The organism is Vibrio bivalvicida (assembly GCF_001399455.2).
Lineage (GTDB): Bacteria > Pseudomonadota > Gammaproteobacteria > Enterobacterales > Vibrionaceae > Vibrio > Vibrio bivalvicida.
The window spans coordinates 81,364-87,558 of record NZ_LLEI02000020.1; the positions used below are offsets into that span (position 1 = coordinate 81,364).

Annotated in this window: 7 protein-coding genes; all 7 read right to left on the bottom strand. The window is 44.2% G+C overall.

What is annotated here, in order from left to right; translation table 11 throughout:
• Positions 1-5 precede the first annotated feature (5 nt).
• The 7 genes from yacG to APB76_RS05270 all read right to left on the bottom strand — a co-directional run bounded on the left by yacG (position 6) and on the right by APB76_RS05270 (position 5,943).
• Entirely contained in the window at positions 6-200 is a 195-nt protein-coding gene (yacG, locus tag APB76_RS05240) for a DNA gyrase inhibitor YacG (RefSeq protein WP_049845613.1), read from the bottom strand.
• A gap of 62 nt (positions 201-262) precedes the next feature.
• Positions 263-1,003, bottom strand: coding sequence for a cell division protein ZapD (gene zapD, locus APB76_RS05245; RefSeq protein WP_054963188.1), 741 nt, complete (start codon positions 1,001-1,003; stop codon positions 263-265).
• A gap of 34 nt (positions 1,004-1,037) precedes the next feature.
• Positions 1,038-1,646, bottom strand: a complete 609-nt coding sequence (gene coaE / locus APB76_RS05250; RefSeq protein WP_049845615.1) for a dephospho-CoA kinase — start codon at positions 1,644-1,646, stop codon at positions 1,038-1,040.
• A gap of 1 nt (position 1,647) precedes the next feature.
• Positions 1,648-2,517 (bottom strand): prepilin peptidase, encoded by an 870-nt coding sequence (locus APB76_RS05255; RefSeq protein ID WP_054963187.1) that lies wholly within the window; start codon positions 2,515-2,517, stop codon positions 1,648-1,650.
• A gap of 58 nt (positions 2,518-2,575) precedes the next feature.
• The gene (locus APB76_RS05260; RefSeq protein WP_054963186.1) at positions 2,576-3,802 is read right to left on the bottom strand and encodes a type II secretion system F family protein; all 1,227 of its coding nucleotides are present in this window, start codon (positions 3,800-3,802) and stop codon (positions 2,576-2,578) included.
• Positions 3,803-5,503, bottom strand: a complete 1,701-nt coding sequence (gene pilB / locus APB76_RS05265) for a type IV-A pilus assembly ATPase PilB (protein WP_054963185.1) — start codon at positions 5,501-5,503, stop codon at positions 3,803-3,805.
• A 5-nt stretch (positions 5,504-5,508) separates the two neighbouring features.
• The gene (locus tag APB76_RS05270; RefSeq protein WP_049845619.1) at positions 5,509-5,943 is read right to left on the bottom strand and encodes a type IV pilin protein; all 435 of its coding nucleotides are present in this window, start codon (positions 5,941-5,943) and stop codon (positions 5,509-5,511) included.
• Positions 5,944-6,195 lie beyond the last annotated feature (252 nt).

Consider the following 6,195-nt stretch of genomic DNA (forward strand, 5'->3'; position numbering starts at 1 on the left):
ATCTATTAGTACTGATCTTCCGACCATCCGTCTGCATCAGACATATCTGGTGCACCAGGGATAGTGTTCTCTTCATCAGCCCACTCACCGAAATCAATCATCTGACATTGCTTACTGCAAAACGGGCGGAAAGGGCTCTGCTCGCCCCATTTAACGTCTTGACCGCATTGAGGGCAAGGGACGATGGTAATCTTAGACATGGTGTTTCTCTGAACTTAAACAAAGGTGTGGGCTTAGTATAGCTTGAATATGAAATATGTTGTTAGCTACACACGGCGAGTTTGAACTCAACGTTAGCTACTGATGCTTGACCGGATTCAAACTCAATGAACTTTATAGCGAAGCGGTTCTTATGCCCAGAAATCATAGGGTAGACACCAAAGTGCATTGGGATTTCTAAGCGGAGAATATTGGCTTCATCTGCATCACTTTGATAGAAGCCAGAGTTGGCTTGAATTACGCGGAAGTGACCCGTTTCACGCGTGAGCTTAAGCCAGAGTTTAAGGGCTTCAGCAAGTGGTCTTAGGGTTGAAAGCCACTGGGATGCATCGGATTTTTTATTTTCAAGTGGCAGGTGAAGCCAGTGATGAAGTGCTGGCAGATCAAAGCAACATGAACCTCCTGGGAGATTGAAACGTTGTCGGATAGCACTTAGGAACCTGTCTTCCTTAAGACTTTGTCCGAAACGCTCTGCACCCATTAGGTCACTGTGTACAGCATCGACTTCATTTAAGATATTTTGCAGCATATCTTGATCAACTCCCTCGACATTGAGCCATGAGCGATATGTTAATCTTTGCTTTTCAATATCTTTAGCCAGCTCACTTTTAAGTTGGATTTGTTCGAAAATCTCTAACAGATCGAATAAGGAGCGGTAGAAAATCAGGTGCTGCGTATCATCACTAAACTGAGCAGCAACATCCAGTTGGTTCAGCAAGGCTTCAACGCGGAGGTAGATGCGAGTTTTCTCGTTTAGTGGATGTTCAAAATAATGCGTGGTCATCAATATGCAGCTCTGTATTTTTCAATCTTTATTCTCACCGATTTTCCCTACCGATTTCTAGGAACTTTTTATGTAATTCTGTGATTTGAGACAAAAGTTTTTGGTTTTCTGTATTATTTTTAATCACATAATCCGCAATGGCTAATCTCTGCTCTCGTGATGCTTGAGAAGAGAGAATCGCTTTGGCTTGCGCTGCGTCTACATGGTCGCGTTCTATCGTACGTTGAATTTGAGTTTTTTCATCCACATCGACGACGAGTACCTTATCTGCAAGAGATTGTAGGTTGTTTTCAACCATCAAAGGTATGACTAATAAAGCATAGTCCGATTTAACTTCAGCAAGTTGAGTCATCATCTCGGTTCTAATCATCGGATGAAGCAAGTGGTTTAGCCACTTTTTTTGGCTCGGGTTACTAAAGATAATTTTTCTAAGCTTAGCGCGATCTAGCGTGCCGTCTTGTTGGATGACACTGTCTCCAAAGTGCTGTTCAATGGCTTTTAAGCCTTGGCTCTCGGGTTCAACAACTTGCCTAGCCACGATGTCTGCATCCACAATTTCAATGCCAAAATTCTGATGGAACAGGTCTGCAACGGTTGTTTTACCACTGGCAATCCCCCCCGTTATACCAATAACTAGAGTCATGTTAGATTCCTAGAAAATTGCTGAAATACCAGTTGAGGATGTCATTTCCCCACATCATGCTTAACCAGCCTGCAATGGCTAAATACGGACCAAAGGGAAAGGCTTTGTCTATCCCTTGGCTTTTCAGTTTTAGTTGGATTAAACCAAAGACTAAACCGACCAGTGATGAGAGGAGGATGATCATTGGTAAATACTGCCAACCCAGCCAAGCCCCTAACGCCGCAAGCAGTTTAAAGTCGCCATAACCCATACCTTCTTTGCCTGTTGCAAGTTTAAAAAGCCAGTACACAGACCATAGGGCGAGATAGCCTGCCATTGCACCAATGACCGAATCTTGCAGCGAGACCGGGCTTATTTGAAATAGAGCAAGTGCGACTCCCGCCCATGTCAGAGGTAGTGTCAGTTGATCCGGCAGTAACATGGTATCGAGGTCGATGAAGGTGGCGGCGATGAGAGTAAAGGTGAAAAATAGGAGTGCAATTGCGAAATAGCTGAACTCAAATTGATAAGCAATAGCAAAACAGAGCCCAGCACTCAGAAGTTCGACTAGCGGGTAACGAGCACTGATCTTGTTGCTGCATTGACGACATTTCCCCTTGAGAATTAGCCAGCTTAGAACCGGAATATTGTCGATAATTCGAATAGGAGCCTTGCATTTCGGGCAGGTTGAATTTGGCACGCTAAGGTTATACGTCCCTTGTGGCGGTGTAATTTGGTATTCAGGGAAGCTATCCGCACATTCTGCTCGCCATTCGCGTTCCATGATCACGGGAAGGCGATGGATCACAACATTCAAAAAGCTGCCTACGATAAGACCGAAAAGCGTTGCTAATATAGGAAAAAGCCAAGGGTAGTAATGAAAAATGTCCATAAAATAGGTGCAGCTCTTAGGTTTAAAGCATTCAGTTCAAAGAGGTTAACTCTGTATCTTATCCTATGACACTCATCAAATTAAAGATAGGTAAATACATCGCGACAACGAGACCGCCGACAACCACGCCGAGAAAAATGATTAATATCGGTTCGAGGATCCGACCTAGATTATCTACGGTGTTATCGATTTCAAACTCGTAAACATCAGCAATTCTGTGCAGCATTTCGCCTAACCGTCCTGATTCTTCACCTATCATCACCATCTGTAGAACCATCTCAGGAAAGCAGTGAGTATGGCGCAGCGCAACGTAGAGCGGCATTCCTGTTGTGGTATCGAGTAACACCCTCTCTAAAGCATTTTGATAGTGCTTGCATTGTGCGGTTTTTGCCGATGCTTTTAACCCTGCCAGTATTGGTATACCTGCGTTAAAACTTGTTGCTAGTGTACGGCTAAATTTTGCTATTGAAGCTTTGATGATTATTTTGCCAATAACAGGGGCTTTAAGTGTTAAACGACTCAGGATTAACTGAGCTCGACGCGACTTTCTTAAGACAACTCTGAGCATATAAAATATTACTGCGAGAAGCATTAGTCCCATTCCTGTATATGCTTGGGCAAAGTCAGATAGGAGCAACACTTGTTGGGTGAACCAAGGTAGTTGTGCACCAAAGCCATTAAACATACCTTTAAACTGCGGAATCACCTTAGTGAGCATCAGGTAGGCAACGGATAAAGCAGTCAAAATAACCATCGTTGGGTAGATGAGTGCTTTGACAACTTTAGCACTGAGTTGCTCAGATTTTTCTCTGTAGTTGGCGATTCGCGCAAACACTTCGGCCAGGTTACCGGATTGCTCACCCGTTGCGACTAGGTCGACATAAAGTGAGTCGAACAGGGGATTTGCACTACGTAAGCTTTCAGATAAGGGATGCCCAGATTCTATCTGCTTAGTGATGTGACTCAGGACTGATCTCATCTCGGCTTTAGAGTGCCCCTTAGTGATGATGTTTAATGCTTGAATAATAGGAATTCCTGTCGCAAGCATGGTGCTTAATTGTCTGGTTAATAAGGTAATGTCTTTTCTGTTTATCTTTTGCGTAAGACGAGTCAATACAGAAAGCGAACGCCTTTTTAGTGTTTTCAGGCGAATTGATTGTTCACTAAGCCGCTCTCTAACTTCGTGATCGTTTAAAGCAAGTGTGTAACCAGAGACGAGTTTGCCTTTGTGATTAACCCCTTTCCAGCGGTAGCGCTTAAGTTGATTGCGAGAGTGCGGTTTCATCTAGTCTACCGATAAGTAGAGCACGCGTTGCAGCTCTTGATAGCTAGTGATGCCGGCGAGTAGTTTTTCAATTCCGGCTTCTTTTAAGGTTTGCATCCCACGTTTTTTGGCAGCATCTTCGATGGTTTTGGCATTTGCGTCTTGATTAATGAGTTGTAGCAAGGTGTTGTCTATGTCCATCACTTCATAAATACCGGTTCGACCTGAATAACCTTGATTGCACTCACTGCACCCTTGTTCATTGGCTGTAAATACTTCACTTTGTACCGCGATACCTAACTGCTGACACAGCGCGCTAGGTAAGGCGTGTTCAATCTTGCAGTGCCGACATAGTTTTCTTGCTAGACGCTGAGCAATGACTAAGCTGAGAGAGGAAGAGATATTGAATGGGGATATACCCATATGCTGTAAGCGGATGATGCTTTCTGCGGCAGAGTTAGTATGTAAAGTTGAAAGTACTAAATGACCTGTTTGTGCTGCTTTAACTGCAATTTCAGCGGTTTCAAGATCTCGTATTTCACCGACCATGACAATATCTGGGTCTTGGCGCAGAAAAGCTCTAAGTGCTTGCGCAAAGTCTAGGCCAATTTTAGGATTGATTTGAACTTGATTGATTCCCACTAGATTAATCTCGACAGGATCTTCAGCCGTTGCAATGTTGACGAGGGGGGTATTGAGAAGCTTTAGCCCTGCGTAGAGTGAAACCGTTTTGCCACTTCCAGTTGGGCCTGTCATTAATATCATCCCCTGTGGTTTAGCAAGCGCCTGATGGTATAAGGCTTGCTGCTGTTGATTGTAGCCAAGGACGTCGATATCTAATTCGGCATTGCTGCTATCGAGTAGACGTAGAACGATTTTCTCCCCCCATAATGTCGGAAGTGTTGAGATACGGATATCGACAGCGGTATCAGGGCTTAGCTGCAATTTGATTCGGCCATCTTGCGGTAGGCGTCGCTCTGCAATATCCAGTTTTGCGATGATTTTTAATCGAGCTGAAAGGCGACGGCTTAGTGTATGACTTGGCTGTTGAGTCTCAATTAAGATGCCATCACAACGAAATCGCACACGGTAAGAGGCTTCATAAGGTTCAAAGTGTATGTCTGAAGCGCGCTTTCTGATCGCATCAAGCAAGATCTGGTTTATATAGCGACTGACGGGGGAGTTGTCAGTGTTTAGGTTTTCAGTCTTGCTTAGTTCGTCGTCAGACAATTCAACTAGGCTGGCAAGCTCTTGCTCATTAATCTCTTTGGTATGACTTGAGACCTCACCGGATATTACCGTGCCATATAGATGACGAATTGCCCCCTTGAGTTGCTTGATATCTGCCAGCACCAGTTCTATTTGTTTTCCGGTCGCAAAGCGAAATTCCTCTTCGAGCGCTGCATTAGTTGGATCAGCAACTGCAACGAGCAGTTGGTGCTTACTTTGCCGAAGCGGAACCGCACAATAGCGGTGAGTGAGTTCACGTAAGCCGAGCTTGTTGCACACAGCTTGATAGTCATAGTTAGCGAAATCGATAACGGGTAAGGCAAATATTTTCGAAAGGTGAGAGAGCAGTTGTGTGGGCGTTAACCAACCTAGCTCCAACAATACTTCAGGGGCCGTTTGACCTGAAACATTAAGCCGTTCATCCAGCAAAGCTTTCTGAGTAGTATCAAGAAGCTCTGCTTGGCGCAAGATAGCGGGAAGGTTGGTTTGCATATAGATTATGAACAACCGTCTAAAGAAGGGACAGCTCCCGCTTTTGAACAAGACCAGCCTGTACTAGAGTTGCGAGAATAAGTAATGGTGTCGCTGCTTCCCATTGTGCTATCTAAGCCGAATGTAAATTTTAGCGTTGGTACGGCTGCAGAGCCGGTACCTGAAATTGTTGAAGCTATGGTTCCCAAATTATTGGCACCACTATCAATACCTAAATTGGATAGGGTTGCAGCAGAAGTGGTGCCGTTTTCTTGATAGAAAACTTCAGCGGGTGTTATGAGGCTTTTTAACGTCGCTAGTGCTGAAGCTGCCTCAGATTTTCTAACATAGTCTTTGTAAGCAGGAATCGCCATAGAAGCCAGTACGCCAATGATTGCGACCACAATCATTAATTCAATTAGAGTAAAGCCTCTTGTTTTGCGACCTTGTAAAGTTTGCATTGTTTCTCTCCGTGGGTAAAAGACTGAGTTAGGGAGAGAGTAGTGACGGAGTGTGTGGGCAGGAATTATCGCTGGCGTGGTTTCCGATCAATTTAGATAAAAATAGTACTTAGTTGCATATTGAATGCAAATTGATCCGAGGCAGGGCAAAATTGAAGTCATTGAGACTATTCACATACAAAAATAGAGGCTTAAGCCTAATGCCGATCAGTTAAGCCTAAAATGATCGGTTGAACGATCCTCCAAAGACGT